The sequence below is a fragment of the Kribbella sp. NPDC054772 genome, from assembly GCF_053611945.1.
Map to the genome: position 1 here is coordinate 20,172 of NZ_JBSHBJ010000030.1, position 26,073 is coordinate 46,244.

24 protein-coding genes are annotated in these 26,073 nt (G+C 66.9%); 22 read left to right on the forward strand and 2 right to left on the reverse strand.

Annotated elements, in window-relative coordinates:
• The first annotated feature begins 223 nt into the window (after window positions 1-223).
• The 5 genes from ACWGID_RS32605 (at window position 224) to ACWGID_RS32625 (ending at window position 6,312) form a co-directional block, all read left to right on the forward strand.
• On the forward strand, window positions 224-589 hold the full coding sequence (locus tag ACWGID_RS32605) for a hypothetical protein (RefSeq protein ID WP_452203160.1): 366 nt from the start codon (window positions 224-226) through the stop codon (window positions 587-589).
• A gap of 60 nt (window positions 590-649) precedes the next feature.
• Window positions 650-1,147, forward strand: a complete 498-nt coding sequence (locus tag ACWGID_RS32610) for a hypothetical protein (protein ID WP_452203161.1) — start codon at window positions 650-652, stop codon at window positions 1,145-1,147.
• Entirely contained in the window at window positions 1,144-1,452 is a 309-nt protein-coding gene (locus tag ACWGID_RS32615) for a hypothetical protein (RefSeq protein ID WP_452203162.1), read from the forward strand. The genes ACWGID_RS32610 and ACWGID_RS32615 overlap by 4 nt, the downstream gene beginning before the upstream one ends.
• Before the next feature lie 686 nt (window positions 1,453-2,138).
• Window positions 2,139-5,237 (forward strand): DUF3427 domain-containing protein, encoded by a 3,099-nt coding sequence (locus tag ACWGID_RS32620; protein WP_452203163.1) that lies wholly within the window; start codon window positions 2,139-2,141, stop codon window positions 5,235-5,237.
• 97 nt (window positions 5,238-5,334) lie between these two features.
• Window positions 5,335-6,312 (forward strand): aldo/keto reductase, encoded by a 978-nt coding sequence (locus ACWGID_RS32625; RefSeq protein ID WP_452203164.1) that lies wholly within the window; start codon window positions 5,335-5,337, stop codon window positions 6,310-6,312.
• Between the two features lie 204 nt (window positions 6,313-6,516).
• Here the strand turns inward: ACWGID_RS32625 and ACWGID_RS32630 are convergent, their stop codons facing one another.
• Window positions 6,517-7,404 (reverse strand): LysR family transcriptional regulator, encoded by an 888-nt coding sequence (locus ACWGID_RS32630; RefSeq protein WP_452203165.1) that lies wholly within the window; start codon window positions 7,402-7,404, stop codon window positions 6,517-6,519.
• 357 nt (window positions 7,405-7,761) lie between these two features.
• On the opposite strand from ACWGID_RS32630, the gene ACWGID_RS32635 reads away from it, so the two are divergent.
• The 16 genes from ACWGID_RS32635 (at window position 7,762) to ACWGID_RS32710 (ending at window position 24,596) form a co-directional block, all read left to right on the forward strand.
• Complete coding sequence (locus ACWGID_RS32635) at window positions 7,762-8,652, forward strand: tetratricopeptide repeat protein (protein WP_452203166.1); 891 nt, start codon at window positions 7,762-7,764, stop codon at window positions 8,650-8,652.
• Between the two features lie 10 nt (window positions 8,653-8,662).
• Window positions 8,663-9,079 carry a hypothetical protein gene (locus tag ACWGID_RS32640; RefSeq protein ID WP_452203167.1) on the forward strand — a complete coding sequence of 139 codons (417 nt, stop codon included), beginning with the start codon at window positions 8,663-8,665 and terminating at the stop codon, window positions 9,077-9,079.
• 272 nt (window positions 9,080-9,351) lie between these two features.
• The gene (locus ACWGID_RS32645) at window positions 9,352-9,924 is read left to right on the forward strand and encodes a GNAT family N-acetyltransferase (protein ID WP_452203168.1); all 573 of its coding nucleotides are present in this window, start codon (window positions 9,352-9,354) and stop codon (window positions 9,922-9,924) included.
• A gap of 236 nt (window positions 9,925-10,160) precedes the next feature.
• Window positions 10,161-10,781: a L,D-transpeptidase family protein gene (locus ACWGID_RS32650; protein ID WP_452203169.1), complete on the forward strand. Its 621-nt coding sequence runs from the start codon at window positions 10,161-10,163 to the stop codon at window positions 10,779-10,781.
• Between the two features lie 29 nt (window positions 10,782-10,810).
• Complete coding sequence (locus ACWGID_RS32655) at window positions 10,811-11,155, forward strand: effector-associated constant component EACC1 (protein ID WP_452203170.1); 345 nt, start codon at window positions 10,811-10,813, stop codon at window positions 11,153-11,155.
• Window positions 11,145-12,185 carry a caspase family protein gene (locus tag ACWGID_RS32660; protein WP_452203171.1) on the forward strand — a complete coding sequence of 347 codons (1,041 nt, stop codon included), beginning with the start codon at window positions 11,145-11,147 and terminating at the stop codon, window positions 12,183-12,185. The genes ACWGID_RS32655 and ACWGID_RS32660 overlap by 11 nt, the downstream gene beginning before the upstream one ends.
• 40 nt (window positions 12,186-12,225) lie before the next feature.
• Window positions 12,226-12,567, forward strand: a complete 342-nt coding sequence (locus ACWGID_RS32665; protein ID WP_452203172.1) for a DUF2200 domain-containing protein — start codon at window positions 12,226-12,228, stop codon at window positions 12,565-12,567.
• A gap of 356 nt (window positions 12,568-12,923) precedes the next feature.
• Window positions 12,924-14,201: an ABC transporter substrate-binding protein gene (locus tag ACWGID_RS32670; protein WP_452203173.1), complete on the forward strand. Its 1,278-nt coding sequence runs from the start codon at window positions 12,924-12,926 to the stop codon at window positions 14,199-14,201.
• Window positions 14,201-15,157: a carbohydrate ABC transporter permease gene (locus tag ACWGID_RS32675; protein ID WP_452203174.1), complete on the forward strand. Its 957-nt coding sequence runs from the start codon at window positions 14,201-14,203 to the stop codon at window positions 15,155-15,157. The genes ACWGID_RS32670 and ACWGID_RS32675 overlap by 1 nt, the downstream gene beginning before the upstream one ends.
• Window positions 15,158-15,166: 9 nt before the next feature.
• Window positions 15,167-16,036, forward strand: a complete 870-nt coding sequence (locus ACWGID_RS32680) for a carbohydrate ABC transporter permease (protein WP_452203175.1) — start codon at window positions 15,167-15,169, stop codon at window positions 16,034-16,036.
• Between the two features lie 7 nt (window positions 16,037-16,043).
• A complete protein-coding gene (locus tag ACWGID_RS32685) occupies window positions 16,044-17,987 on the forward strand; it encodes a family 43 glycosylhydrolase (protein ID WP_452203176.1) in 1,944 nt (647 codons plus the stop codon).
• 78 nt (window positions 17,988-18,065) lie between these two features.
• Window positions 18,066-19,133 carry a LacI family DNA-binding transcriptional regulator gene (locus ACWGID_RS32690; RefSeq protein WP_452203177.1) on the forward strand — a complete coding sequence of 356 codons (1,068 nt, stop codon included), beginning with the start codon at window positions 18,066-18,068 and terminating at the stop codon, window positions 19,131-19,133.
• A gap of 90 nt (window positions 19,134-19,223) precedes the next feature.
• The gene (locus tag ACWGID_RS32695) at window positions 19,224-20,966 is read left to right on the forward strand and encodes a glycoside hydrolase family 35 protein (protein ID WP_452203178.1); all 1,743 of its coding nucleotides are present in this window, start codon (window positions 19,224-19,226) and stop codon (window positions 20,964-20,966) included.
• Window positions 20,967-21,068: 102 nt separating this feature from the next.
• Complete coding sequence (locus tag ACWGID_RS32700; RefSeq protein ID WP_452203179.1) at window positions 21,069-21,572, forward strand: DUF1579 family protein; 504 nt, start codon at window positions 21,069-21,071, stop codon at window positions 21,570-21,572.
• 111 nt (window positions 21,573-21,683) lie between these two features.
• Complete coding sequence (locus ACWGID_RS32705) at window positions 21,684-22,163, forward strand: CBS domain-containing protein (protein ID WP_452203180.1); 480 nt, start codon at window positions 21,684-21,686, stop codon at window positions 22,161-22,163.
• Window positions 22,164-22,205: 42 nt separating this feature from the next.
• Complete coding sequence (locus ACWGID_RS32710; RefSeq protein WP_452203181.1) at window positions 22,206-24,596, forward strand: glycoside hydrolase family 65 protein; 2,391 nt, start codon at window positions 22,206-22,208, stop codon at window positions 24,594-24,596.
• Here ACWGID_RS32710 and ACWGID_RS32715 read toward each other — a convergent pair.
• Entirely contained in the window at window positions 24,566-24,802 is a 237-nt protein-coding gene (locus ACWGID_RS32715) for a DUF5652 family protein (RefSeq protein WP_452203182.1), read from the reverse strand. The genes ACWGID_RS32710 and ACWGID_RS32715 overlap by 31 nt on opposite strands.
• Window positions 24,803-24,894: 92 nt before the next feature.
• Here ACWGID_RS32715 and ACWGID_RS32720 point away from each other — a divergent pair, with 92 nt between their 5' ends.
• Entirely contained in the window at window positions 24,895-26,061 is a 1,167-nt protein-coding gene (locus ACWGID_RS32720) for an ROK family protein (protein ID WP_452203183.1), read from the forward strand.
• Window positions 26,062-26,073 lie beyond the last annotated feature (12 nt).

Genomic DNA, 26,073 nt, shown 5'->3' on the forward strand with positions numbered 1-26,073 from the left:
GCGCTGGGCCAGTTCCTTCTCCAGCGTCGCCCCGGCCCCGGCGGCCCGGGCGGGCGGGCGAACGAGCCCCCCCCCCCGCCCGCTCGCCGAGGCGCCCCGGCCCCCCACCCCCCCCCCGGGGCCGGCACACGTCCGAGCAGCAGCCCTGTGGACAGTTCGGCTCACTGGTAACACGCGGGTCATAGTCTGTCGGGATCGCTCCCCCGTCGGAAGGATCTCGTAGATGGACCCCGAGGAAACGCAGTACCTGCTGCCGGACGGGACCACAGTCTGGGTCATCTCCGCCTCCGAAACGTCGAAGAATCTCGCCGGTGTCCTCAACCTGTTCCGCTCCGGCAGTGCCGAGCCAGTGTTCTTCGGCGCGGCCGGCCAGCCCGAAGCCGCAATCGTCCCGTTCGAAGTCTGGCGAGCTCTCACCGAGACCGCCATCGACGAAGAAGGCTTCGACTCGAGCTACTCCGTTGTCCGCCACCGTCTGAAGAACCCCGCCGGCCGCTCGGTCCCCATCGAAGAAGTCGCCGCCGAACTCGGCTGGGATCTGAACGAGCCCATCGACGACTCCGACTTCAAACCACGTCCCCGAGAGTGAGGTCTGTGGACAATGCCGCACTCGTCTAGGCTGGGGCCGGTAGCCGGCGAAGGAGTTCGGATGTCCACGCAGACGCCACAGGACCGCGCCAACGGAGATCGGGTCAACTTCATCGACACCGGGACCGCGGCGCACAACCTTCCGCGCATGCTGCAACGGTTCCGTGCAGGACAGGCCGAGCCGTTGATCTTCGGCGACGACGGTCAGCCAGAAGGCGTGGTCGTCCCCTTCGACCGGTGGGAGCACCTCGAGGAGATCGCCGAGGACGCCGAGCGGACCAGGGAGATTCGCGAGGTCACTAGGCGGCGCCTGGCAACGAACCGCACCGCGGACTACGTTTCCGCCGACGAGCTCGCCGCGGAGTTCGGCTGGAACCTCGACAGCGACAGCGAACCGCCAAGGCGCTGGTACTACGCGGCTGTGGCCCTGTGGATAAGTCAGCGCAGAGTCTTAGCCGATCCTTCTATTCTGATGAGGAGTACTCCTACATCGGAAGGATCACGATGGACTCCGAAGAAACGCCGTACCTTCTTCCCGAGGGCGATCGTGTTTGGGTGATCAAGACGGCCACCGCGGCCGGACTCCTGCCCGAGATGCTGGAGCGCTTCCGCGCCGGCAACACAGAGCCGCTGTTCTTCGGTGATGCTGGTCAGCCGGAAGGCGTGATGATTCCCTTCGAGCTCTGGCGACGCCTGGATGCGCTCGCTACCGACGAGGACGGCTTCGACGCCACGTACGACGTTGCACGTGACCGCCTGCAGAACCCGGCGCCATCGATTCAGTTCGACGCCGACGTGGCCGCCGAATTTGGGATCGACCTCAGCAAGCCTGTCGACGACTCCGACCTGCCGAAACCGCAATGACGCAGTACCGCCTCCTCGTCCGTGAGGAGGTGATGCGACAACTTGCCGAGCTACGCCGTGCTGCCGCGGCCCAGCCGGGCGGCTTACGTGACCGCGAGTACTAGATGCTCGATCGCGGTCTCCGAGCTCTGGCCAACGGCCAAGAGGAGCACTTCTCCGGTAAGCGCCTAGGCATCGCCGCCCACGATCTCCGCGACTGCGCCGAGATCAAGCTCGCAGTCATCCCCGAGTCCCGTGGCGACCGTGAACTCGGTCCGTCGCACCGTCTGATCTACCGCGAGTTCGAGGCCGAGGACGGTGGGCCGCCGTACCGACAGATCATCGCCTTCGAACCGCGCAAGAACGACCGCCCTTTTGACGTGGCCGCCACCCGCCTCGGCCGCGACCGAGGCGTCCGTCTCCGCGACTTCAGACCAGTCACGTACACCGCACCCCCAGCACCACTTCGCATGACACTGCCCCACGACCTCCGCACCGCCCTCGCCGCAGCATCCGGGGTCGCACCAGCGTCAGGCGCAGTACAAACGAAGCCAAGTGCCCATCAGCGCCGAACTGGGCCATCCGACCGAAGTACCGGCGGCAGAGGACTCTGACGAGAGTGGCACCGAATTCTGCCTACGGCACACCTTCAACCGGCTTTTGTCGGTCGAGTCTGGCAGGCTCATCCGGGAGAGGGTGATAAGTGCATGAAGCCGGGGATCTACGACGCGCTGGTGACGAACAGGTTGTTGGAGGTGGTTGGGCAACCAGGCGAACTGGAGCCGCTGCTGCATAAGATTGATCAAGCTGATCAACCGGAGGTTCTTGCGCGGCATGTTCGCGATGCGGTACTTCGTGTCCTCAGCGGAACTAGCGATCCGGCGCAGCGCGTGACGGTCGTTAATGACCTGCTTCGGCAATTGACGGCGCAGGAAGACATGCTGCCGGATGAGTTACCCAGGCAATTGCACTCCCTTCGCATGCCTCCGGCTCCAGGCGTGGTGGGCTATGGGAATGTCCGGCCGAGCACACCGCTGTCCGAGGCTGCGCTACTGACCAACTCGATTGGTGAGCCATCGCTTGGACCCGAGCTACGTACCGAGATCGACACCTCGGACGAAGTCGACCTGATCTGCGCCTTCGTCAAGTGGTACGGCTTGCGCGTGCTCGAACCGGAACTGCGCCGATTGAGGCAGCGAGCGGCTCCATTCCGAGTGATCACCACAACATACCTTGGCGCCACCGACCGCGCGGCGTTGGATCGACTCGTCAATGACTTCGGTGCCGAGGTCAAGATTCAGTACGACGCCCTCCGCACGCGTCTGCATGCCAAGGCGTGGCTCTTCCGTCGCGACTCGGAGTTCGATACGGCGTACGTCGGCTCGTCGAACCTGTCCCAGGCTGCCCTGTTGGATGGCATCGAGTGGAACGTGCGTCTCTCACGCATTGCCACCCCCAGCTTGCTCGACAAGTTCCGTGCAACGTTCGACACGTATTGGAATGACGCAACCTTCGAGTCGTACGACCCTGTCAGAGACCGCGATCGGCTCGATGATGCACTGGCGCTGCACGGCCACCGGACGTCCGGAAACGTCAGCGTCTCGCTCGCCGGTCTCGAAGTCCGCCCGCGTCCCTATCAGGCTGAGATGCTCGAAGAGATCGCGGTTGAGCGCGAGGTCCACGACCGGCATCGCAACCTCGTGGTCGCCGCGACCGGAACTGGTAAGACGGTCGTTGCTGCGCTCGACTACCGCCGGCTGCACAACGCCGCCACAGCCCGAGGTGAGCAGGCACCGTCTTTGCTGTTCGTCGCGCATCGAGGCGAGATCCTGCAGCAATCGCTGCGCACCTATCGGGAGGTCCTCGCAGAGGCGAACTTCGGCGAAGAGTACTTCGCTGGAGCCCGACCGGAGCGCTGGGACCACGTCTTCGCGTCCGTCCAGGCTCTCAACAAGTACGACATTGCGTCGATCCCACCAGAACATTTCGATGTGGTCGTCGTCGACGAGTTCCACCACGCGTCTGCGCCCACGTACCAGCGAATACTCGAGCACCTGCAGCCTCGTGAACTGCTCGGCCTGACAGCGACGCCAGAACGTACCGATGGTCTTGACATCAAGCGCTACTTCGGTGGTCGAACGGCAGTTGAACTGCGGCTCTGGGATGCCCTCGCTGCCGATCTCTTGTGCCCGTTTCACTACTTTGGCATCGCCGACGACACGCACCTCGAGCAATTGCAATGGACCCGCGGACGGTACGACGAACATCAACTCGAGAACCTGTACACAGGTAACGACGCGCGTGCAGCGATCGTGCTGCGAGAGGTGCGCGATAAGCTCACAGACCTCAGCACGATGAGGGCCTTGGGCTTCTGCGTCTCCGTTGCTCACGCCGAGTACATGGCCAGAGTCTTCACTCAGGCAGGGATCCCGGCTCGTGCGGTCTCTGGCCAAACTAGTTCTCATGAGCGAGCGGCGGCGCTGGCGGACTTGCGTAATCTGCGGGTCAACGCCTTGTTTGCGGCGGATCTGTTTAATGAGGGACTCGATATTCCAGCGGTGAACACCGTCCTCTTCCTCCGCCCCACCGAAAGCCCGACGGTCTTCCTCCAGCAACTTGGGCGCGGTCTCCGTCAGGCGGAAGGGAAGCCCGTGCTGACAGCCCTTGACTTCGTTGGCCATCAGCGGAAGGAATTCCGCTTCGACTTGCGCTTCCGGGCGATCACTGGCGACACCCGCAAGGGCTTAGAACGTCAGGTAGAGAAGGGCTTTCCGCACCTTCCGTCAGGTAGCCAGATCGTTCTCGACAAGTACGCCCAAGAGATCGTTCTGTCGAATCTGCGCAGCCAGATCGCCGGACGGTGGCGTGACATGGTGAGCGACCTGAGAGCGCACGGCGAGCAGACCCTGCCCACGTTCCTCGACGAAGCCGGAGTCGAACTCGGCGATATCTATCGCAACAACCACAGTTGGACCGAGTTGCGACGCCTCGCCGGCCTCCCGACGCGCGATGGCTCCGACCAGGAGTCTGCACTGCTGCGCCGCGTGAAGGCGCTGGCGCACGTCGACGATCACGATCGATCCGCGGCGTACCAACGTCTGCTCCAGGACGACGGGCCGTCGTACGACGATCTGTCGGAGGCGGATCAGGCGTACGCACGGATGCTCTTCTACTCGCTCTGGCCTAACGCCGGCGGCTTCACCTCGTATGCCGATGGACTCGAAGCTCTCCGTCGAGAGCCGGCTGTCCGAGACGAACTACTCGAGGTCACTGCTCTTGCGATGAGGAACGCCCGGCACCTAGCAGTGCAACTCGAGGGCCGCCTCGGTGCGTTGCCCCTTCGGGTCCACGCTCGCTACCAGCGGGAGGAGATTCTCTCCGCGCTCGACTACGTGCGTCTGGGAGGGAGCAAGCCCAGCACCTTCAACGCTGGCGTTCTTCATTCACAGGTCAACGACGCTGACGCGTTCCTGGTGACCGTCGTGAAGAATGAGGCGGAGTTCTCGCCGACGACCATGTACCGGGACTACGCGATCAGCCCGACACTCTTCCACTGGGAGACCCAGAGCCGAATCGCCGTCAGCTCTCCCACCGGTCAGCGGTATCTCAATCACCGCGCTCGCGGCAGCGAAATCTTCATCTTTGCTCGCCAGCACAACCAGGACGACGTTGGAACGTCGGCGTACCTCTTCCTCGGTCCCGCTAGCTACACCAGCCACACCGGCGATCGGCCGATTGCCATCACGTGGACGCTGAGGCACCCCATGCCGGCGGACGTCTTCCAGGCCGCGTCGGTCGTCGCTTGATGAGTGACGTCGCCTGGAGGACTCAGAAGTCTGAGTGATCGGACCAAGCGGAATCTTCTGTTGGAAGGATCAGCGGGGGCGAGGGAGGGTGGGACGCATGGACTTTACTCAGCTTGGGCGGACTGGACTTAAGGTTAGTCGGATTGTTTTGGGGACCATGAACTTTGGGCCTCTGACCGAGGTGGGGGATGCGCACGCGATCATGGATCGGGCGCATGCGGAGGGGATCAACTTCTTCGACACCGCGAACGGGTACGGGCGGGCGATCTACCCGGGGCGGACCGAGGAGATCATTGGTGAGTGGTTCGCCAAGGACGCGCAGAACCGGGAGAAGACGGTGCTGGCGACCAAGGTGTACGGCGACATGGGTGACGGGAGCTGGCCGAACACGGGGCGGCTGTCGGCGCTGAACATTCGCAAGGCGCTGGACGCGTCGCTCAAGCGGCTGCAGACGGACTATGTGGACCTGTACCAGTTCCACCACATCGACCGGTTCACGCCGTGGGAAGAGATCTGGCAGGCGATGGAGGTCGCCGTACAGCAGGGGAAGGTGCTGTACGCCGGGTCGAGCAACTTCGCGGGATGGCACATCGCGCAGGCGCAGGAGGCTGCGGCGCGGCGGAACTACGTGGGTCTGGTGAGCGAGCAGTCGCTGTACAACCTGATCCAGCGCGACATCGAGCGTGAGGTGCTGCCGGCGGCCGAGGCGTACGGGCTCGGTGTGATCCCGTGGTCGCCGCTGCACGGTGGGCTGCTGGGTGGCGTGATCCGGAAGGAGAACGAAGGGGTACGCCGGCTGGAAGGCCGCTCGAAGGAGACCCTGGAGAAGCTGCGGCCGCAGATCGAGCAGTACGAGGCGTTCGCGGACGAGCTCGGGCACGAGCCGGGTGAGCTCGCGCTCGCGTGGCTGCTGCACCAGCCTGCCGTGACCGGCCCGATCGTCGGGCCGCGGACGATGGAGCAGCTCGAGTCGGCCGTTCGCGCGGTCGAGATCAAGCTCGACGACAAAGCCCTCGCCCGCCTCGACGAGATCTTCCCGGGCTACAAGACCGCCCCCGAGGACTACGCCTGGTAGGACCTCCGGCCAGCCGATCGCCCAAAGGCGTCGGGCGTCGCGGAGGACAAGAGGCAGTCGGGCGTCGCGGAGGACAAGAGGCAGTCGGCCGTCGCGGGTCCCGAGCGGCGGCAAATCGCCGAGGCAGCCGACCGTCGCAGGGCGCGGACGTCGGGCGAAGGACCCGAGGCAGCCGGCCGTCGCAGCAGTGCGGCGGTCGGCTGTTTAGTGGTGGCCGGCGGTGGTGGGGAGCATGCCGATGAGGGCGTCGGCGGCGAGGGACGCGGCGGGGCCTGTGGGGACGGCTACCGATACCTGCCAGTCGGAGGCGGCGCCGGGGGCCAGGGTGATGGTGACGTGGTCGCCGTGCTTGGCGGCGATGCGTTCGGGGACCAGGGCGACGCCGAGGTCGTGGGCGACGAGGGCGAGCAACGTGTGGACGTCGTTGACCTCGATCGTGACGGGATGCGCGACGCCGCCGGTGGCGAAGGCGCGGTCCGAGATCGCGCGGGCGCCCCAGGTCGGGTCGAAGTCGACGAAGGACTCGCCGGCTAGGTCGTCGAGGCTCACGCCGGACGCCTTGGCGAGCCGGTGGTCGGGGGCGCAGACGAGAACCATCGACTCGCGGGACAGCGGCCGCAGGTCTAGACCGTCGACAGGGCTGCCATCGGTGGCGACGAACGCGACGTCCAGCCGCCCGGACGCCAGCTCGTCGAGCATCGGCGTGGAGCCGCCCTGCCGGACCTCGATCTCGACCCCGGGGTACGCGGACCGGAACTTCGCGAGCAACGCCGGTACGTCGACCACGCCGAGGCACTGCTCCAACCCCACGGTCAGGTGCCCACGGAGCAGCCCTTGGACCGCGGCGACGGCGTCCTTGGCGGCTTCGGCGGCGGCGAGGGTACGACGTCCCTCGCACAGCAACGCCCGTCCGGCCTCGGTCAGCTCCACGCTGCGGGTATTGCGGACGAACAGCGAGGCCCGCAGCTCACGTTCGAGCGCGCGGATCGAGGCGGACAAGCCGGACTGCGAGATCGACATCGCCTCGGCGGCCCGGGTGAAGTGCTTCTGCTCGGCCACCGCCACGAAGTGTTCCAAGTGCCTCAGCTCCATGACTCAGAACTGTAGTCGATCGAAAGAAATCGATTCACCTGTCCCGCATGTTGTCGATCCACCCCGGCGTACCTGCAGGCCATCACAATCACCTGGGCGGCCACGGGCCACGCGGGCCGACGCCGCCGTACCGGGATTGTGATGGCCTGCAGAACCGGACCTGTGTCACCCATCAAGCCGACCTCACGCCGCGCAGGCACGCTCAGCAGTGCCGGGCGACAGGGGCGCCGGGCGGGTTGGTGAGTGTGGCGTGTCCGGAGCGCTCCCCCCAATCCGGACAGTCGGTCGCGGGGTCGGTTTTCCACAGGCTTGAAGAAGGCGTCCGATGGGAGGGGTGATCCGAATACGTTCCAGGGCATGGACGATCCCCTGGCGGACGAACTCCGCAATCACCGGACAGATGACGGCCTCTGCCGTACCGACTACCTACTCAGCATCGCCGACGAGCACGTGCGGGCCCGACGGCCTGAGCGGGCGGTAGCAATTTGGCAGCAGCTGATCAGCGAAGGCGGCCCACCCGCCGACGAGGCTCGGGTGGACTATGCCGATTTCCTGTTCGTGGAAGGCCGGGACAAAGAAGCCCGGGACGAGTTCGACGCGGTGATGGCCAGCGGGAGCATCTACAGCTTCGCTTGGGGCCGTGCTGCCGAGATCCATGAAGTACGCGGGGAGTTCGACGAGGCTCTTCGGTGGTACGAGCTCGTGGCCGAGCGCATGACTGCCGCGGACGTGATCGATACGCACCGAGTCCGGGATCTGCTGAGTGGCAGGCGGCGGGTGAAGTGGAAACTGCGGCTGCCGTTCGACGGTATCGATCTGCTCGGACCGCCGGGGGAAGAGGAGGAGCGGGAGAGGGCTGCCGAACTGCGTGACCTCCTGCGCACGCCGGCCGTGAACGAGGGCCGGATCCAGGTCTGGGACCGCAGCGAGTTCGACGAATCGGTGCCGTGGCGCGGGCTGTTGATCGGCGAGGATGCGAACCTGTACTGCCGCCGGGTCGAGCAGGTGCTGCGCGCCCAGGGCCATCGGGCGACGATTGCGACGTGGACGTATGTAGGCCTGCTCGAGTGCCTGCGAAATGTCACGACCCGTCACGATCGGATGGATGACGGTAGGCGGGTCGAGTGGCCCCCACAGCGTAATCAAGCGTGCTGGTGTGGATCTCGTGTCAAGTACAAGAACTGCTGCGGCGGACCGTTGCCGCCGGCCGGTCCTGCCTTCGTACCTGCGGCGGCTCGCGGTGGGTAGGGTGTCGTGCATGGCGGATGAGGAGTTTCGGGTTGAGGTCGTGCTTGGGAAAGAGGAGCACGGGTTGACGTTCTGGGAGCGGTTGCGCGCGCTGGATCTGGATGACGACGCGCAGAAGCGGCTCGGGAGTCAGGTGACGGTGACCCGGGACGGGAACCGGATGTTGATGTACACGCACACGCTCGACGACGCGCAGGAGGCCGAGCGGACCGCCAAGGACCTGGTCGCGCACGACCACCTCGAGGCGACGTACACGATCACCCGGTGGAACGCGGCCGAGCAGGAGTGGGCCGACCCGAGCGAGCCGGTCGGCCCGCACGACGCGGACAGTGACGCGGCGAAGAACGCGAACATGGAGGTCCCGGACCCGCGGTACGTCGTGATGCAGGCGTACAAGCCCGAGTTCCTCCGCGACCTCGGCCTCTGAGACCCGGAGCCCTGAGACCCGGGCTCGAAAGACCCGGAGCCCTAAGACCCGGAGCCCTAAGACCCGGAGCCCTAAGACGCGGAGCCCTAAGACCTGGGGATCGCAAGAGTTGAGGTACGACGCCCGCGCGTTCCCAGATATCGTTGGCCGCTCGCTGATTCGCGGCCGACCCAGCGAGCTGGTTGTTGTCGGCAACAGACCCGTGCTGCGGTGGCTCGGTGGCGCGGGCCACCGAGCCGAAAGTGGTACTTCGGGTCCTTAGTCTGGCAGTCATGGATGTTGTGTTGAGGCCTGTCGGTGCGGACGATGTGCCGTTGTTCCAGCGGTTCGCGGTGGAGCCTGGACTGATCGGGCTGGACTGGAACGGGTTCCGGGACGCGCAGAAGCCGGCCCGGAGGTACGTCGAGGACGGGTTCCTCGGGGCGGAGGACGGGCGGTTGATCGTCCGGTCCGGGGTCGAGACCGCGGGGTTCGTGAGCTGGCGGTCGGGGTCGTTCGACGGCAGGACGAAGTACTGGGAGATCGGGATCGCGCTGCTGCCGGAGTACCGCGGGCGCGGGATCGGGTGGCGGGCGCAGGCGCTGCTGACGGCGTACCTGTTCGAGCACACGCCGGTCTACCGGGTCCAGGCGGCGACGCATCCGGAGAACGTCGCGGAGCAGAAGGCCTTGGAGAAGGCGGGTTTCCGGTTCGAGGCGGTCATCCGCGGGTGCGAGTTCCGCGGCGGCCGGATGCGGGACGGGTATCTCTACAGCAGGTTGCGGGACGACCCTGAACCCGCGCTCGGCAACGGTTCGGTGACGGGATCCGATCAGGAGGCGATCCGGGAACCTCTCGCGGACTAGTCTCGGCGGGTCGCTGCGCGCTCACCAGGCGTGTTCCTGCGACAGTGAGGAAGCCGAGGGAGAGGGGTCCGCCCGTGTCGCGTCGACGAGGTCTGGTTGCCGGTGCCGTCGTACTGTCGTTGGTTCTGGCTGGATGTTCCGATGTGGCCGCGAGCGAGACGAGCCCTTCGAACACACCAGCTTCCACGAGTACGTCGTCCGCCAAACCGACCGCAACACCATCCGCGACCCCCACGGTGAAGCCGACGCCCACCACGAAGCCGAAGCCCAAGGTGAAGCAGAAGCCGGCGTACTACGCCCTGCGCGTCGAACGGCAACTCGACAAGCTCGGCTACCCGGTCGGCGACATCGACGGTGACATCACCGCGCGCGCCAAGCAGGCGCTCTGCGCGTGGCGCGAGACCAACGGGCTGCCGGTCAGCCGCGGCGGGCTGACGCTGACCGACGCGTACTCGGTGCTGAACGCAACCAAGCGCCCGGCCCCGACCCGCGCGCCCGGCCTGTACGTCAACAAGACCTGCCAGATCCTGTACCAAATCGTTGGGAACTCCTACAAGCGGATCGTCTGGATCTCCACCGGCGCACCCGGGTACGACACCCCCAACCGCACCGGCAAGGTCTGGCGCAAGTGGGCCGGCGCGCACGAGAGCAGCCTGTACGACGACGCGTACATGTACGACTCGATCTACTTCCTCAAGGACCGCCCCGGTATCGCGCTGCACGGCTCCCGGGTCAACTCCCTGATCAAGCCGTACCCCGCCAGCCACCGCTGCGTCCGCGTCATGCGCCCAGAAATCCACCAGATCTACGCCGACACCCCCATCGGCACCAAGGTCCAGATCTACGGCGACTTCTAGAGCCCAGCAGCCGACAAGGAACGGTGGGTATGGACGCACAGATTCGCATCGCGGACGGAAGCACGGACGATCTGCCGGCGCTGTACGACTGGCTGCGCGAGGAGGACGAGTTTCGCGGGCGCGTCCGGGTTGTGACCGCACCGATCGGTGAGACCGAGCTGGGTTCGGTACCGGAGCTGTTGACCGTCATGCTCGGCGCGGGCGGCGCCGGAACCGCCCTGGTCGCGTCGCTGACGACCTGGCTGAAGACCCGTCGTACGACCGCGAAGATCACCGTCGTGACCGCGGGACGATCGGTCACACTCGAGCTCGAGACCGTGGACGACGTCAAGCCGCTCCTCGAAGAGATCCTTCGGTCGGGCGATGCGAGCTGATCGACCGGACGGCTCTCGCGCGGTGCTGATCGGTGTCTCGGACTACGACCACGCCGAGTTCACGCCGATCCGCGCAGCCCGCAACAGCCTGGAGGCCATGGAGGAACTGGTCCTGGATCCGGCGCTGTGCGGCTGGACCCGGGATCAGCTCACGGTCATCTCCAACCCGCGGTCAGCCTCCGACCTCGGCATCAAGCTGATCGAGCTCGCCGAGGCGACCACAGGGGTCTTCCTGCTGTACTACGTGGGCCACGGCAAGGTCACCGAGCGCGGGGAACTCTGCCTGACGGTGAGCTCGACCCACCCGGCACACGCCAACATCAGCGGGCTGAGATGGGACACCGTCCGGCACGCTTTCCTCAGCTCCCCCGCGCAGGTGCGCGTCGCCGTTCTGGACTGCTGCTTCGCCGGCCGGGCCATCGAAGCTCTCGCAGGAGACGGCGGCCAGGGCCTGGCCGACCTCGCCGATATCCGCGGTTCGTACGTTCTCACCGCGGCAAGGAGCACCGCCACCGCGCATGTACCGCCCCCGCACGAGCAGCAGAGCGCCTGCACGTCCTTCACCGCCGAACTCCGCGATCTTGTCCGTGGCGGGATTCCTGGCAAGCCCGAATGGCTCACCTTCTCCGACATCTACCCTGAGTTGCGGACACGCCTCCGGGCCCGAGGCCTACCAGCACCTGAACGACGCGGCACCGACACGGCAGACCTATATCGCTTCACCGTGAACGCGGCAGGTCGACGTACGACGACCACGGCTGTCCCGTCGCAACCCATGCGAAGCATCACCAACGCCCAGCAAGCCCCTCCGGCGAAGCTGATAGAGCGCGCCGTCGCGCTCACCGTGCAGCTCCAAGAGGCCGTGGACGACGCCGAGGCCAACCTGCACGAGGCCAACCTGCACAAGGCCCGTATCGCCGGCGACCATACCAGGGTCACCGCCCTGGAGAAGGAACTCGCCGGCCGCCAGGCACTTCTCGAAAACGCACACAAGACTCTTCAGGCCGCTCGGCGGCTGTCGTCGAGCTAAGGTCAGCCATCATCGGCCGGCGGCGTATTACCGTGGGTGGATGAGTCGTATCTTCAGTGTCAGTTTTGCCTCTGTGTATCCGTTGTACTTGACGAAGGTCGAGAAGAAGGGGCGCACGCAGGCTGAGCTCGATCGGGTGATCGAGTGGCTGACCGGGTTCGACGCGCCCGCGTTGAAGCTGCATCTCGACGCGGAGACGACGTTCGAGGACTTCTTCGCCGACGCACGGCTCAATCCGCGCGCGGCCGCCATCACGGGAGTCGTCTGCGGCGTGCGGGTGGAGAACATCGACGATCCCCTCATGCAGCAGATCCGGTACCTGGACAAGCTGGTCGACGAACTCGCCAAGGGCAAACCCCTGGACAAGATCCTCCGCGCATAGGTCCCCCGCGATCCTGCGCGCAGAGTTCCCCGCGACGCGAAGTTTACGCAAACAGTTTGGTCGTGACGGATCATTGCGCCATCACGGCCCCGCCGTCAAGACGGCATCGTTGTCAGGACCGGATCTGCCGTGCCTCATCCCGAGCTGAAACGCCGGAACCTTTTGCAAACAAGGCCATGCAGACGCCATGAACACCGCAAAGGACGGTCCGCCAGCTCTTCGATGCTGACCTCTTGACTCCGCGCCGACCGCACGCTCTAATCGTCCCGCCGCTTCTGTTCACGTAAACATTTCTGGGCGGCTCTCACTTGCTCCGGCGCACCGAGTCGACGCGCGCCTGCCCTCAGGAGGTAACAATGACCCCGCCTGCCTTTGTCTCCCGCCGCGCCGTTCTGGGCGGGGCGCTCGGACTGGCCGCCGCAGGAGTGCTGGGCGCCTGCGGTTCCAATAAGGGAGCCGGTGCCGCCACCAGCGGCAGTACGGCCAAGGCTTCGCTCAGTCAGTGGTACCACCAGTACGGCGAGAAGGGCACGCAGGAGGCGGCGAAGAAGTACGCGGCCGAGTACACCGGTGCGACCGTTCAGCTGCAGTGGATCCCTGGTGACTACCCGGCCAAACTCTCCAGCGGACTGTCGTCGGGCAACGGGCCGGACGCGTTCGAGGGCCACCTCGAGCGCTCCCTCGTCAGTTCCGGGCAGGTCGTGCCGCTCGACGACCTGATCGCCGACGTCAAGGACGACTTCGCCGCGGGTGACCTCGCGGCGAACTCGATCGACGGGAAGCTCTACTCGATCCCGATGATCAACGACCCGCAGATGCTCTACTACCGCAAGAGCCTGTTCGAGAAGAAGGGCATCAAGCCGCCGGAGACCATCAGCGACTTCGTGGCCGCGGCCAAGGAGCTGTCCGACGCGTCGGTGAAGGGACTGTTCGCCGGCAACGACGCCAACAACACCGGCGGCGGCCTGTACCCGGCCGCGATCTTCGCGACCGGCGGACGGCTCCTGACCCCCGAACACAAGGTCGGGTTCGACTCCGCGAAGGTCGCCGAGGTCCTGGTCGAGCTCCGCAAGCTCGCCACCGACAAGAGTCTGCTGCTGGGCGCACCGACCGACTGGTGGGATCCCTCGGCGCTTAACCAGAACCTGTGCGCGATGCAGTGGATCGGCATGTGGGCCGTGCCAGGGATGTCGGCCGCGCTCGGCGAGGACGAGATCGGGGCGTTCCCGTTCCCGGCCGCGGCCGGCGGCAAGCCGGCGGTCATCTCCGGCGGCTGGTCTGCGTTCGTGAGCGCGAAGTCCAAGGACGTCGAGGCGGCCAAGGCCTTCACGAAGTGGCTCTGGGTGGAGAAGACCGATCTCCAGGAGGACTGGTGCCTCAGCTACGGGTTCCACATCCCGCCGCGCAAGAGCCTGGCCGCGAAGGCCGCGAAGCTGCAGTCCGGAGCCGCGGCCGAGTCGGTGTCGCTGAACACGCAGTACGGCGTACCGGGCGACCCGAACTGGACGCCCGCGATGGACACCGCTCTGAAGGACGCGGTGACTCGTGTGCTCGGTAAGGGTGCTGATCCCGAGGCCGAACTCGCCGGAGCGGTCAAGAAGATCAGCACCGAGCTCGACAAGATCTTCGGCTGATGTCCGAGCGGACCGCCGCGACCGTACCCGGCATCGGTCGCCTCCGCGCGTCGGCAGCCCGCAAGCCACGCTCGATCCACGGGCAACGCCGCTCGTTCTGGCTGTTCGTCGGACCGTTCCTACTCGGCCTGGCCGTCTTCGTCTACTTCCCGATCGGCTGGAGCGCGTTCCTCAGCTTCTTCGACGCCCAGGGCACGGTGACTCCGACCAAGTTCGTGGGCCTGGGCAACTACGTCACGATGCTCAGCGACCAGGCCTTCGTCTCGTCACTGCTCACGTTCAGCGCGTTCGCCCTGTTGATCGTGCCGACCACTTTCGTGATGTCGCTCTTCCTGGCGGTGCTGGTCAACCGGGTGCGGGTCGCGCGCGCGTTCTTCCGGTCGGTGTTCTTCCTGCCGACGGCCTGCTCGTACGTCGTCGCCTCGCTGATCTGGAAGTTGTCGATCTTCAACGGCGTCCGGTTCGGGATGGCGAACACCCTGCTCGGCTGGATCGGTGTGGAGCCCGTCAGTTGGCTCGCGTCGCTCGATCCGCCGTGGTACTGGCTCGTCATCGTGACCGCACGACTGTGGCTGCAGGCGGGGTTCTACATGATCCTCTTCCTGGCCGCCTTGCAGAACATCAACCCCGAGCTGTACGAGGCGGCGTACGTCGACGGGGCGAAGCCGGGATGGCAGGTCTTCCGGCACATCACCCTGCCGCTGCTGCGCCCGACGTCGATCTCGGTGCTGTTGTTGTGCCTGATCGCGGCGTACCAGGCCTTCGACGAGTTCTACAACCTGCTCGGCGCCGTCGAGTACGCGCGCCCGCCGCTGGTCTACCTCTACCACCTCGCGCTCGGCAGCCAGCAGAACTTCGGCCTCGGCAGCGCGGGATCACTCATCCTCGCCGCGATCATCGCCGTCGTCACGCTGTTGCAGGGCAGGATCCTCGGCTTCGGCAGACCGAACGACTAGGAGATCGTCATGGATGCCCATCAGCCGCACGCCGTCGGTTACCGACGCACACTCACCAGCAGGATCGCCAACGGCGCCGGCCTGGCCGTTCTTCTCGTGATGACCGTGCTGTTCCTGATCCCGTTCTATCTCCTGATCCGGAACGGTCTGGCCAGCACCGAGGACATCACCGCACCGGGCTGGACGCTCTTCCCGCGCGACGTGCAGTGGCACAACATCGTGGACCTGTTCAGCGATCCCGAGATCCCGATGCTCAGCTCGCTGCGGAACTCGGCGATCGTCGCGATCCTCACCACCTCCGGCACGCTCGTCGTCTGCTCGCTGGCGGGGTACGCGCTGGCCCGGATCAACCATCCGCACAGCAACAAGATCTTCTACGCGGTGCTCGCCACGCTGATGATCCCCGGCGCGGTCACGTTCGTCCCGAGCTTCGTCATCGTGTCCTGGCTCGGCTGGGTCTCGGACTACCGCGGCCTGATCATCCCGGCGCTGTTCAGCGGGTTCACCGTCTTTCTGTTCCGGCAGTACTTCCTCTCGTTCCCGAAGGAGCTCGAGGAAGCCGCCCGGATCGACGGCCTCGGGTACGGCGGGACGTTCTGGCGGATCGTCGTACCGAACTCGGGGAACTTCATCGCGGCGATCGCGGTGATCACCTTCATCCAGAGCTGGAACGCGTTCCTCTGGCCGCTGGTGGTCGCGCAGGACGAGACCGCCTGGACGGTGCAGGTGACCCTGTCGACGTTCGTCACCGCGCAGACGATCAACATCCCGCAGCTGTTCATGGCGGCGGCCGTCTCGATCGTGCCGCTCGTCCTCGTCTTCGTCTTCCTTCAGCGCTACCTCGTCCAGGGTGTCGCCCAGTCAGGTCTGAAAGGTTGAGAACCCTATGAACCGAAGAAGCTTCAGGGCCGTAGCGGGCGTCCTGCTCGCCGCGGTCGGCATCAGCCTGGTCACGCTTCCCGCCAGGTCGGCCGAGCCTGCGGCGAACAGCTCCTTCCGTCCGGGCGAGCCGTGGCTCGACACCAACGGCGCAGTGATCCAGGCGCACGGCGGCCAGGTCGTACCGGCGAAGGACGAGGACGGCCGAAGCATCTACTACTGGTACGGCGAGGACCGGAGCAACGGCTACTACAACAGCCCGGGTGTCCATCTGTACTCGTCGTACGACCTGTACAACTGGAAGGACGAGGGACTCGCACTGCGCGCGATGAGCTCGCTCGACCAGTTCGAGAACGACAAGTACTTCGCCAAGCTGTACAAGCACTACTCCCCTGCGCAGAAGGACGTCGTCTGGCGGGATCTGTCGACCAACAACGTGCGCACGGACGGCTGGGCGACCTCGTCGATCCTGGAACGCCCGAAGGTGATCTACAACAAGTCCACCGGCAAGTGGGTCATGTGGGTGCACTCCGACGGCCCGTCATCACCGACCAGTACGTCGAACTACGCCCGCGCCGAAGCCGGTGTGGCGATCGCGGACTCCCCGAAGGGACCGTTCCGCTGGATCGACTCGTACCGCCTGAACCGCGTCCCGAGCGACTCGGTCCCGTGGTGCGGTAGCGGATCGTCGTTCGATCCGGCCGGCGGGATGGCGCGGGACATGAACCTGTTCGTGGACGACGACGGGACGGCGTACATCATCTACTCCTCCGAGGAGAACCGGACGATGTACGTCTCCAAGCTGAACAAGTCCTACACCTACCTGTCTGCCTCCCCCGACAAGGCGGTTCAAGGCAAGGACTTCACCCGGACGCTGGTCTGCAACCAGCGCGAAGCGCCCGCGATGTTCAAGTCCGAGGGCACGTACTACCTGCTGACGTCCGGCGCGACCGGGTGGGACCCCAACCCGCTGCACTACGCGACCTCGCAGAACATCCTCGGCCAGTTCACCGACCGCGGCGTCCCGATCGCCGGCGCCGGAGCGGCGAACACGTACCGGTCGCAGAGCACGAACGTGATCCCGATCGACCAGAAGCACAACAAGTTCCTCTTCATGGGCGACCGCTGGACCCCGAGCGATCTCGCGAACGCGCCGTACGTCTGGATGCCGATGAGCTTCGGCGAAGGCGGCAGCCTGAGCGTCGGCCCGGACTCCGAGTGGACGCTGAACGATCTGGCGCCGTACACCCGCTGGACCGTGTCGAGCACGATCCCCGACCAGGTCTGGCTGAACGACACGAGCACCCTGCCCAGCACCGTCGACGTGACGACCACACGCGGCGTACAGCAGGTGGCCGTCACCTGGGATCCGGCGAGCATCACCCAGCCGGGACCCGGGAGCCTGCGCGGCACGTTGGCCGACGGCCGGACCTTCACCCGCTCGGTCGTGGTCGTGCCCCATGGCCTGCGGTACGCCGTGAACGCGGGCGGCACCGCGACGCCGGACTGGACGCGTCTCGTGCAGGCCGCGTCCACCGAGAAGCCACTACTCAACTCGGCTGCGGAACAGCCGTTGGGAACCGACCCGGCCACCGGCACGACGTGGGGTTACACCGGTTCGAGCGCACCGGCGGGTACCGGTGATCTCTACACAACCCTCCGCTACGCGAAGAATCATGAGCCGCTCGTCTACACCTTCGGGAGCCTCGAGCCCGGGACGTACACGGTGCATGCCGGGTACTACGACCCATGGCCGTGGGCGAACCGCGCGGCGCAGGTGAGCGTCAACGGGTCCGTCGTCGACCAGCAGCGCCTGTTCACCGCGACCGGCATCGCGGCGTCGTACGGCGGGATCACGGTCGGCGCCGACGGCAAGGTCACGGTGTTCATCGCACCCACCCGCTCCCCCGACATCCAGGTGAGCTGGCTGATGATCTCCCGGGACAGCTAGGTACTCCGGTCGACGTGTGCTGCTCCACAAGGTGTGGAGCAGCACACGGTCCGCACACCGCGAACCTATGCTGATGCCATGTCGAACCAGGCCAAGCCGTCCCGCCGCGGAGTCAAGGGCCACCCGAAGTCCGGGCCGTCCATCGGCGACGTCGCGCGCTTGGCCGGTGTCTCGGCGCAGACGGTCTCCCGCGTGTCCACAGGCTCGGAGCCGGTCCGTGCCGAGACGAAGGAACGCGTCCTGGACGCCATGCGGCAACTGGGCTACGCACCGAACCACGCGGCCCGGGCGCTGCGCCGCGGCAACTTCCGGTCGATCGGGCTGATCGCTCACCAGGTGATCCGCACCGGCGAGTCGAAGACGATCGAGGCGGTGATCGAGGCCGCGCGCCGAGAGGGGTTCTCGGTGAGCCTGGTGGACGTGGAGAGTCCGTCGTCGAGCGACGTCAGCGAAGCGGTCCAGCACCTCAGTCACCAGGCCATCGACGGACTGATCATCATCCGCGCCGAGACCGCGACGCCGACGACGCTCGCCCTCCCACCGACCTTGCCGGTCGCCGTCTCGGATTCCCGGTTCGTCGGACATCACCCAGCGATCGGAGCCGACCAGGTCGGCGGCAGCCGGGCGGCGGTCCGGCACCTGATCGAACTCGGCCATCGAACCGTTCACCACATCGCCGGCCCGGACGATTCGGGTCCCGCGGACCTGCGCGCGACCGCCTGGCGCGAAACCCTGTTGGATGCCGGCCTTGAGGTCCCGGCGATCATCAGAGGCGACTGGTCCGCGAACTCGGGCTACCGGATCGGGAAGGAACTCGCCGAGCGGAAGGATGTCACCGCGGTCTTCGCGGCCAACGACGAGATGGCCTGCGGGCTGATCCACGCACTGCACGAGGCCGGCCGCGACGTCCCGGACGACGTGAGCGTGGTGGGCTTCGACGACATCGACGTCGCCGAGCACTTCTGGCCGCCGTTGACGACCGTCCGGCAGCAGTTCCACCAGATCGGCACCGAGCTCGTAGACCTCATCCTGCGGCAGATGCGGGAGCGGATCCAGCTGATCGACTTCCACGGCACGGTCGCGGCTCCACTGGTCGTCCGGCAGAGCACGGCGGCGCCGCGCAAGCGCCGTACCGGCGGCCGCTGACGCCCCCCGGCGCCACCCCGGTGGACAGGTCCACGGCGAGCTATTAACGTCACGACACTAGATGTTTGCGTAAACAGAATGGTAGGTCCCATGACCGGCTTCGCGATCGGTGAGTCCGACTTCCTCCTCGACGGCCGCCCCTTCCAGATCATCTCCGGCGCCCTGCACTACTTCCGGGTGCACCCGGACTGCTGGGCGGACCGGATCGAGAAGGCCCGGCAGATGGGACTCAACACGATCGAGACCTATGTCCCGTGGAGCCTGCACAGCCCACGGCAAGGTGACTTCGACACCGCCGGGATCCTCGACCTCGGCAGGTTCCTCCGCGAGGTCGCCGCCGCCGGTCTGTACGCGATCGTCCGGCCGGGACCGTACATCTGCGCCGAGTTGGACAACGGCGGTCTGCCCGCCTGGCTGCTGCGCGACGAGGGCATCGGGGTCCGCCGGTTCGAGCCGCGGTTCATGTCCGCGGTCACCCAGTACCTGCGCGACGTGCTCGAGATCGTCCGGCCGCTGCAGATCGATCAGGGCGGGCCGGTGCTGCTGGTCCAGGTCGAGAACGAGTACGGCGCCTTCGGGGACGACCAGACCTATCTGAAGGCGCTGGCCGAGGTGATCCGGGACGCCGGCACCACGGTTCCGCTCGTCACGGTGGATCAGCCGACCGACGCGATGCTGGCCGCGGGCGGGCTGGACGGCGTACTGCGGACCGGGTCGTTCGGCTCACGCGTCGTACCGCGGCTCGAGACCCTGCGGAAGCACCAGCCGACCGGGCCGCTGATGTGCATGGAGTTCTGGGACGGGTGGTTCGACTACTGGGGCGGGCGGCACCACGTGACCAGCGCGGCCGATGCTGCCGCGGAGCTCGATGCGCTGCTGGCGGCCGGGGCATCGGTCAACATCTACATGTTCCACGGTGGTACGAACTTCGGACTGTCGAACGGGGCCAACGACAAGGGTGTGTACCGCGCGACGGTGACGTCGTACGACTATGACGCACCGCTCGACGAGGCGGGCGATCCGACCGAGAAGTACCACGCTTTCCGGGACGTGATCTCGCGGTACGCACCGGTGCCGGACAGCGTGCCGACGGTGAAACCGGCCGCACCGGAGTTCACCGTTGAGCTGTCCGATCCGGTGGGGCTGCTCTCGAGCTGCGGCGGGGTCTGGTCGGAGCATCGCGAGCTGCCGACTCTCGACGACCTGGACACGCGGCTCGCCGTCTTCCGCACGGAGCTGACGCGAGGCGGGCCGGCGTTGCTCACCTTCGCGGAGGTCCGTGACCGCGTCCAGGTGTTCCTGGACGGCGCGCCGGTGGGCGTCCTGGAACGCGAGCGTCACGAGCGCGCGATCATGCTCCCGCACACCCGGGGACGGCTCGAACTCGTGGTCGAGGACCAGGGCCGGGTCAACTACGGGCCGCGGATCGGTGAGTCGAAGGGCCTGATCGGACCGATCCGCCTCGGCGGCGACGAGCTCACCGACTGGTCCGCGTGTGCGATCGACCTCGACCAACTCCCGCGGCTGTGGCGCTCGGCCGGCTCCACGCCGTCCGCCGTCGACGTCGGCCCGACCGTGTGGCGTGCGACGTTCGAGGCCGACGGCCGGTCCGACCTGTTCCTCAGGACCGATGCCTGGGGCAAGGGTTTCGCCTGGATCAACGACTTCTGCCTGGGCCGCTACTGGCGCCGCGGACCCCAACAGACTCTCTATGTCCCGGCGCCCGTCCTGACCGCGGGCAGCAACACGCTCGTCGTACTCGAACTGGAGACTCTCGAAACCCCTACCGCCACCTTCGCCAGCGCCCCTTGGCTGGGCTACAGCGACCTGTAGCGCACGGCCTGCCGATTTCGGTACGTCGGTCACTGGCGGGTCGCGCGGATCGGACGGAAGCTGGAGTCGGCCACTCCGACGGACTCGACCAGTGGAATCGACATGATGACAACCCCAGTTCCGCGTCCACTGCGAGCCGGTGCGGAGATGACCGCGCTGGCTCGCTTCCACCGGAACGTCCGCTGGACCGGGAGTATCCAGCCGGGGGCGATGGGGCCGGACAGTCCCGCGATGACCGCCGTCGGAGAGGGAATGCACCGTGTCGTCCAGGACGGGCTCTGGATCGTCGGCGACTACAAGCAGGACCAGTACCTGCTGGACGGTACGTTCGTCCTTCGGTGGGAACTGCACTGGACCGCCGGATGGTCGCCGCAGGACGGCGAGTACCGGGCCGCTATCGCCGACAACTACGGTCACCTCGAGATCCTCGCGGGACGTATCGAAGGCGATCTGCTGACCTTCCAGAGCACCGGCATGCCACCGGTCCGGATCCGCCTGCACTGGGAGATCACCGGCGACGACACGATGATCTGGCGCAACGAGGCCTCGGTCCAGGGCGGCCCGTACGAACTCGTCGAGCGTTACGTCTGTACGACGATCACGTAGGTACCGCCAAAGGTCCCGTCCAGAAGAATCCCTTCAGGTCTGGAGGAGCACGGGGCATCGGTCGGATACTGAGGAGAGGAAACCAGCGGGGGGTCTGGAGGGGTGAGGATCATGCTGGTCCGGGAGGCCATGACCACACCGGCGGTCACGGTGACGACGCAGTCCTCGACGGAGGTCGCCGCGGGGTTGATGCGCGACGAGCAGCTCGGTTCACTGCCGGTCGTGGACCGCCGCGGAGGTCTTGTCGGAGTCATCCGCCGAGCAGACCTGACGCGGGGCGCGGCACGCGCGGACGTGAGTCGGCGGCAGGGCGTTGGTGACACGATGTGCCACCGGGTGATCACCGTCGGTCCGGACGATGAGATTGAACTCGCACTCGACCGGATGTGCAGCGGCCTGGTGGAAGACCTGCCCGTCGTCGACCACGGGCGTGTGGTCGGCACAGTGTGCCGTAGAAACCTCGCTGGGCTACTTTCCGCGCCGTGCCAACCGTGCGAGGTGGAGTTCTCCTCCGGTACGGCCCGCGACGCAGACGCCGAACAGGCCGCTCTGCCGGTCAGGCCGCTCGCGCGGGAACCGGCCGCGACGTAACGCCGGACGACAGGAGCAGCGGATGCGCGCCGGCGTCGGGCCATGAACGACTGGACCCACCGCTTCCGCGGCTACGACCCCGCGGACGAACGCCGACGCGAGGCGCTCTGCACGGTCGGGAACGGGTACTTCGCCACGAGAGGTGCCTGGGCGGGCGCGGTAGCCGGACCACACCACTATCCCGGGACCTACTTGGCGGGCTACTACAACCGGCTCACAGACCAGGTCAACGACCACGAGGTCGAGAACGAAAGCCTCGTGAACATCCCGGACTGGCTGCCCTTGACGGTGGCGATCGACGATGGCGACTGGCTCACGCCAGACAACTGCGAGGTACTGGAGCACGACCAGGAACTGGACCTCCTCCGCGGCGTTCTGACTCGGCGGTTCCAGCTCCGCGACGCACTCGGCCGTGAGGTCAGCGCCGTCGAGCGTCGCTTCGTGAGCATGGCCGAGCCCCACCTGGGCGGCCAGACGCTCGCCGTCACGATCGCGAACTGGAACGGCCGCCTCCGGCTCGGGACCGCGGTGACCGCCGACGTCCAGAATTCCGGCGTCGAGCGGTACCACAAACTCAGCGGCAGTCATCTCACCGACGTACGCACCTCCACAGCGGACGCCAATCTCCTGGTCACCGCGACCCTGAGCCAGTCACGCCACCGCATCGCCGTCGGAACCCGGACCACTGCCGCGCGCAACGGATCACAGCTCACCGACTGGGCCTTCGGGACCGGCGCGTACGCCGAACTCGTCGTCCCCGTGCGGACCGGCGACGTCGTCACCGCGGAGAAGGCGGTCGCGGTCCACGGATCGCGCGATCCCGGGATCTCCGAGCCGCTCCTGGCCACGCGCGTCGCGCTCGCGAACGCACCAGGTTTCGACCGATTGCTCGAAGCTCACGTGCTCGCCTGGTCGCACTTGTGGCAACGCTTCTCGCTGCAACTCGAGGAGCCGTTCGATGGGACGCTGGCGGCTGTTCGGCTGAACCTGTTCCATCTGCTGCAGTCGGTTTCGCCGCACAGCACCGAGACCGACGCCGGCGTACCTGCTCGTGGACTGCACGGCGAGGCGTACCGGGGTCACGTGTTCTGGGACGAGCTGTTCATCTTCCCGGTCCTGACGCTGCGGATGCCGGCCCTGACGCGGGCGCTACTGCACTACCGCTATCGGCGATTGCCGGCCGCGAGACAGGCGGCGCGGGCGGCCGGCTACCCAGGAGCGATGTATCCCTGGCAGTCCGGGAGTGACGGTCGCGAGGAGAGCCAGCGTCTGCACCTCAACCCGTTGTCTGGGCGATGGACCCAAGACGCGACGTACCGGCAACGTCATGTGGGTCTGGCGATCGCGTACACGATGTGGCAGTACGTCGAGATGACCGGCGACCTGGAGTTCCTCGGTGATCACGGCGCGGAGGTCATCGTCGAGGTGGCCCGGTTCTTCGCCGGACTGGCGGAGTACGACCAGGGCCGCGATCGCTACGTGATCAGCGGCGTCGCCGGGCCGGACGAGTTCCACACCGGTTATCCGGACCGTCCGGCCGCCGGGATCGACAACAACGCCTACACGAACCTGCTGGCCGTCTGGTTGTTCGGCGTGGCCGCGAAGGCTCTCGACCGGCTTCCCGGGTGGCGGCGGGTCGAGCTGACCGAGTCGCTCGGTCTGCGGGCCGAGGAACTCAGCCACTGGGACGAGCTGACCCGCCGGATGTTCGTCCCGTTCCACGACGGCGTGATCAGCCAGTTCGAGGGGTACGAGAACCTGGCCGAGCTCGACTGGGAGCACTACCGGACCAGGTACGGCGATATTCGGCGGCTGGACCGGATCCTCGAGGCCGAGGGACGCGACGTCACGGCGTACCGGGTGTCCAAGCAGGCCGATGTGCTGATGCTGATGTACCTACTGCCCCGCCGCGAGTTGCGCCAGCTGATGGAGCGGCTCGGGTACTCGCTGACCGCCGAGGATGTCCGCGCGACTATCGAGTACTACCTCTCGCGTACCTGTCATGGATCGTCGCTGAGTTCCGTGGTCCACGCGTGGGGGCTGGCGATACTCGATCCCGACCGATCGCTGGGGTTCCTCGAGCAGGCGTTGCACAGCGACGCCGGCGACCCGCGCCGGACCGGTACGACCGCGGAAGGCATCCACCTCGCCGCGATGGCCGGCGGCGTCGACCTGATCCAGCGCTGCTTCACCGGTCTGAGCGCGGCGGACGACGTCCTCCGCCTCCACCCGCACTGGCCCAGCAGGCTCGGCACGCTGCGGATGGTCCTGCGCTATCGCGGCCACCGGATCGTCGCGGAAGTGGCCACCGCCGAGGTGACTCTCACCGTCGATCCGGGCCCCGGCCCGGCCATCGCCGTCCGCTGCTTCGGCCGGACGCGCGTCCTCCGACCGGGCGAGTCTCACACCTGGTCGGGCTTCTCGCGGCCGTAGGCGAAGTACACGATCGGCAGCAGGCCGGCCGAGTTGGTCACGGCCAGGGCGGTCGCCCACCACACCTTCGAGCCGCGCACCTCGGTCGCGGGCCGCCGCCAGAGATCGACCAGCGCGGCGATCTTCAGTACGCCGTCGACAGCGCCGCCGACAACCACCATCCGGCGCTTCCGAGGACTCATCTCCTGCCATGTCGTCCTGGCCATGTCTCCACGATGCCCGCACCGCACTCCGGACGCAAGCAAGGTGCCGGGCGACGCGCTGGCCCGCGCCAGATACGGCCTAAGCTGGGCCGATCATGGGGTCGACGACATCCGAGGCCGGCGATCAGTCCCGGCTTCGTCAGCTCAACGAGCGGGCCGTGCTGGCCGCTGTGCGGTCGGCCGGCGAGCTGCGGGTGGCGCAGATCGTGGAGCACACCGGCCTCGGACGGACCGCCGTCGAGGAGGTGCTGTCCAGCCTCGTGACCCGGCGATGGCTGGCCGAGAGCAGTCCGGCCGTTCGTGGCCGCGGTCGCCCGGCCCGCAGCTACCGGTTTCGCACCGAGGCCGGATACGTCGTCGGGCTGGACATCGGCGCGTACTCCGTGCGCGGCGTGCTCGCCGATCTCGGCGGCCGCATCCTGGCGAGCGCCCGGCAGTCCGTGACCCCTGAGGCGGCGCGGCGCAAGAGACTGGCAGCGGCCGACCGGGTGATCGCCGATTGCGCTGGTGAAGCAGGGATCGCGGCGAGCCGGGTCTGGGCGGTCGGCGCCGGTACCACCGGACTGATCGATGCCGCCGGCATCGTTGTGCAGGCCAACGCCATCCCGGACTGGGCCGGCACGAACCTGGCCGAACACTTCGCCCAGGGCCCGGCGCAACTCGTTGTCGTGGACAACGACAGCCAGCTCGCTGCCCTGGCCGAACAGCGGCGCGGCGCGGCGGCCGATGTCGCGGACATGGTCCTGCTGCACGCCGGCCGACGTACCGGTTTGGCCCTCGTTCTCGACGGGCGACTGCGGCGTGGAGCCCACGGTGCCGCCGCGGACATGTCGGCGCTGCCCGCGGTCGCCTGGGAAGTAGCGATCGAGCACCTGCACGCGGTTGTACCACCGGAAGTCCCGATCGCCCAGCGTGCCGAGCAAGCCTTCGCCGCCGCCCGCGAGGGGAACCGAGCAGCGCAACGAGCGGTACGGCGCTATGCGCAGGCGATGGCCGTCGCAGCCGCGACCGCGATCGCGGTCGTCGATCCACGACTGCTCGTTCTCGGCGGTGCGTTCTCGCAAGCGGCCGACGTACTGATGGACCCGCTCGCCGCCGAGCTGGCTCGGCTCTGCCCGCGCCTGCCCGAGCTGCGGGCGTCGTCGCTCGGGGACAGGTGCGTGGCGATCGGCGCGGCGTGCCTCGCGCTGGATGCGGTCGACGAGCGGCTGCTCGCGCCGGCTCGCGGACCGCTCCCGGTACTCACGGCCCGCAGTATCTGACGTTCGCTTTTT